This is a genomic window from Coprobacter sp., from assembly GCF_982436375.1.
The window spans coordinates 1-2,684 of sequence record NZ_CEWDCG010000291.1 but is presented as its reverse complement, the minus strand read 5'-3'; the positions used below and the strand labels follow the sequence as shown (position 1 = coordinate 2,684).

The 2,684-nt window shown below is 34.9% G+C and carries 3 protein-coding genes and 1 pseudogene; all 4 read right to left on the bottom strand.

What is annotated here, in order from left to right; genetic code table 11:
- Nucleotides 1–503, bottom strand: a pseudogene (locus AC1WHX_RS11760) (hypothetical protein); the annotation flags it as partial.
- Nucleotides 504–935: 432 nt separating this feature from the next.
- Nucleotides 936–1,928 (bottom strand): RHS repeat domain-containing protein, encoded by a 993-nt coding sequence (locus AC1WHX_RS11755; protein WP_303115585.1) that lies wholly within the window; start codon nucleotides 1,926–1,928, stop codon nucleotides 936–938.
- Nucleotides 1,915–2,442, bottom strand: coding sequence for a hypothetical protein (locus AC1WHX_RS11750; RefSeq protein ID WP_481229431.1), 528 nt, complete (start codon nucleotides 2,440–2,442; stop codon nucleotides 1,915–1,917). Before AC1WHX_RS11750 ends, AC1WHX_RS11755 begins: the two co-directional genes overlap by 14 nt.
- Nucleotides 2,439–2,684, bottom strand: a 246-nt coding sequence (locus tag AC1WHX_RS11745; protein WP_481229429.1) for a hypothetical protein, incomplete at its 5' end; no start/stop codon positions are given. The genes AC1WHX_RS11745 and AC1WHX_RS11750, both read right to left, overlap by 4 nt.

The following is a 2,684-nucleotide window of genomic DNA, read 5'->3' as shown; positions in this document are numbered from 1 at the left end:
ATATAAGTCTTACCCTCTTTTATGCATTTATGTACAGGTTCATATTCTGTTGTGAATATCGTATAATCGCTCGGATATATCCATACTTCAACGTATGGATATTTTAATACACTTTCTGGTGTAGCTAATATTCCGGTATCTGCGACAAGAGTCATAAATTCGTCATCCTGCAAAATTTTCAGACTGTCGTTAAGAATATTGGTTTCTATGATTTTATCGGAATCAAGGACGTAAATTGTTTTTTTATTACGGGGATCGAATGCAAAATAAAGGTTGGTTGATACATCTATTTTATACTTGATATAATCGACGGAATCGGAAGGCTGTACACTGTCTTCAGCGAATACGACATAAAACAGATTTCCGGGTCTTTTAGAAGTTGTTATTCCGATATCCGATCCCGGAACGTAGAAGAAAAAACTGTCATTTTTCGGTTCATTTTCTTTGCATGAGAATATCGGGCAAAGAATTATAAAGATTGCAATATAAATTATAACTTTCATATTGGAGCTTTGTTAAGTATTTTATAATAAATAAGGTACACTATGTGTCTCGCATTTAAATAATATGGCTTAGCATCTATTATTCAATAATATACTTTTATTATCAGCTATTTAAAAGTGAATATGTAAGCAGACATAATGGTCTAAGATATGGATAAAAACGGTAATAGCGAGGATAATCGACTCATAAATCCATGCTCTCTTTATGCTTAATTTTTGCCTTAAAAGGCGAATGGAGATAAAGCAGCCTGTCAAGGCAAGAAAAAGCTGTGTAAACAGAGCCGTGTTTGAAGACATCAATAGATATAACGAGGTTGGGAATTTATAACAATAAATCCAATAACAGGCATTGTACGCCAATAGCAAATTAATACACAATATTACAATACCGGTAATGATGTTTTTGTTGAATCTGAAAGTTTTCATAATTTTCTACCAGTTAAAAGTTGCTTTATCATATTCTTCTTTTGAATTAAAAATCCGATAGTTTAAGTTGTCGTTCTTATCAGTACTTATGATCAGATATTGTTTTACGCTTTTCCCGTTATTTACAGATTTTTCATAGCTAAATCCGAGGCTTGTCTTATTCCGATTATGCCCCAATTGGGAAAAGTTGGTTATAAGTTCATTGTTTCTATTTAGGTTGTATGGGAAGAACTCCCATTCTTTTCCCCCTTTTAGGCCTTCGTATTTCCGTCGGATGTTGTTATCTCCATAGGCGGTTCTTAAATAGTTCTCAAAACTTACGGCTTGTTTTTCTAAATAAAGAACGTTTGTTGTCTCACCTTTATAAAACCTAATTTGAAAATTATGCTCCCGCCAAGCATGATCCAGTTCATGCCCTAACAAAGCATATTCAGAGGGAGATCCACCGTCTATATCCGAATACCAAGAATCGTTAACATAATAAATCGTATTCGAAGAAACATCATATTCTGAATTTTTTGTCAAAAAAACGGATTTAGCGGTATATGTTTGTGTGGATCTGATTAAATCGTTCATTCTGGTTGAACCGATATTCGTTGCGGCTATTTTTGCAAAATAGGTCAAAGCATTTACTCGGTTATTTGCTATTTTAATAATTTTTCCGTCAGGATCAATATAGTTAACCGGATTATTTGCGCAGAATATGTATGGTGATAATGCAAAATATTTCTCGCAGAGAGGGTCAATGGCGGTAAACCTTCCTGCGGCCGGGTCCATTCCGCGAGCGAGATAGTCATACCAGTTCAATCCGTGAAAAAGATCGAGCTCTTTACCGTTAAACTTGTAAGGCTGAGTTTCCGGATTCTCGTTGTCGGCAAAAGACAACCCGAAAGGGTAGAAATGGTTTCTTTGCACGACCGATCCTGAAGCGTCTGCAACGACACGGATGCTTCCCAAATGATCGGTCAGGAAAAAATAATAGGTATCAGTTTTCATCATCCTTTATAATAGGAGCAGCAAATTGTATTTTTCTAGAAGGATATGGTGTGAAAGGGTAAACATACCATTGTTTGGATATTTCGGTTTTATTCCCGTTTTTTTTTATAAGCCAATATATACCTTCAGTTGAATATACGCGGAAATAATCTTTTTTGTTCATGTAATTTGGAGGCGTATTCGGATTTTTGTCAAAAAAGTGTTCCACTCCGGAGTAAATATCGAATTTAATACCGGATATTACAGAACACTCTATTGGAGTTTGTCCGTAGAACTGATTCTCTCCTTTCGTCAGAGATTCCTCTCCGGAGAAGATGACCAGATTACATTCTTGAGAGGACAAATGATCTATATAGATTTCATTTACCGGATACCTGTTTTTCGTTTCTATAATAAAAGAGTCCAGAATCTCTTCCAAATCTTTTTCCGGATAAACCGTATATGGAAGAAAATTTTTTTTCTTTGAACAAGATAAAAGCATGATGATGATCATGCACGTTATAAGAATCCTTTTCATTTTATAAAGTTTAACCAACGATAATCTGTATAGAAGAAATTGATGGGGTCAGCTATGTTTTTTTTAACTGAGAGTATTTCAGAACTATCTCTAATTGCCCAGAAAACCGCTTTTTTATCGTTTTTTATTGCCCCCCCTTTTTTTCCCTTTAGGGTGTTTCTGAAAAAATATTCTGAGCCGGAGTAAATATATATCTTGTTACCGTCTATTTCGGTATATACATTGGGAGTCTTGTCCGATTG

What these genes read in the sequence shown, in the direction of transcription:
- AC1WHX_RS11755 (WP_303115585.1), bottom strand. Translation starts at nt 1,928, where the DNA reads ATGATGAAAACTGATACCTATTATTTTTTCCTGACCGATCATTTGGGA.
- AC1WHX_RS11750 (WP_481229431.1), bottom strand. Translation starts at nt 2,442, where the DNA reads ATGAAAAGGATTCTTATAACGTGCATGATCATCATCATGCTTTTATCT.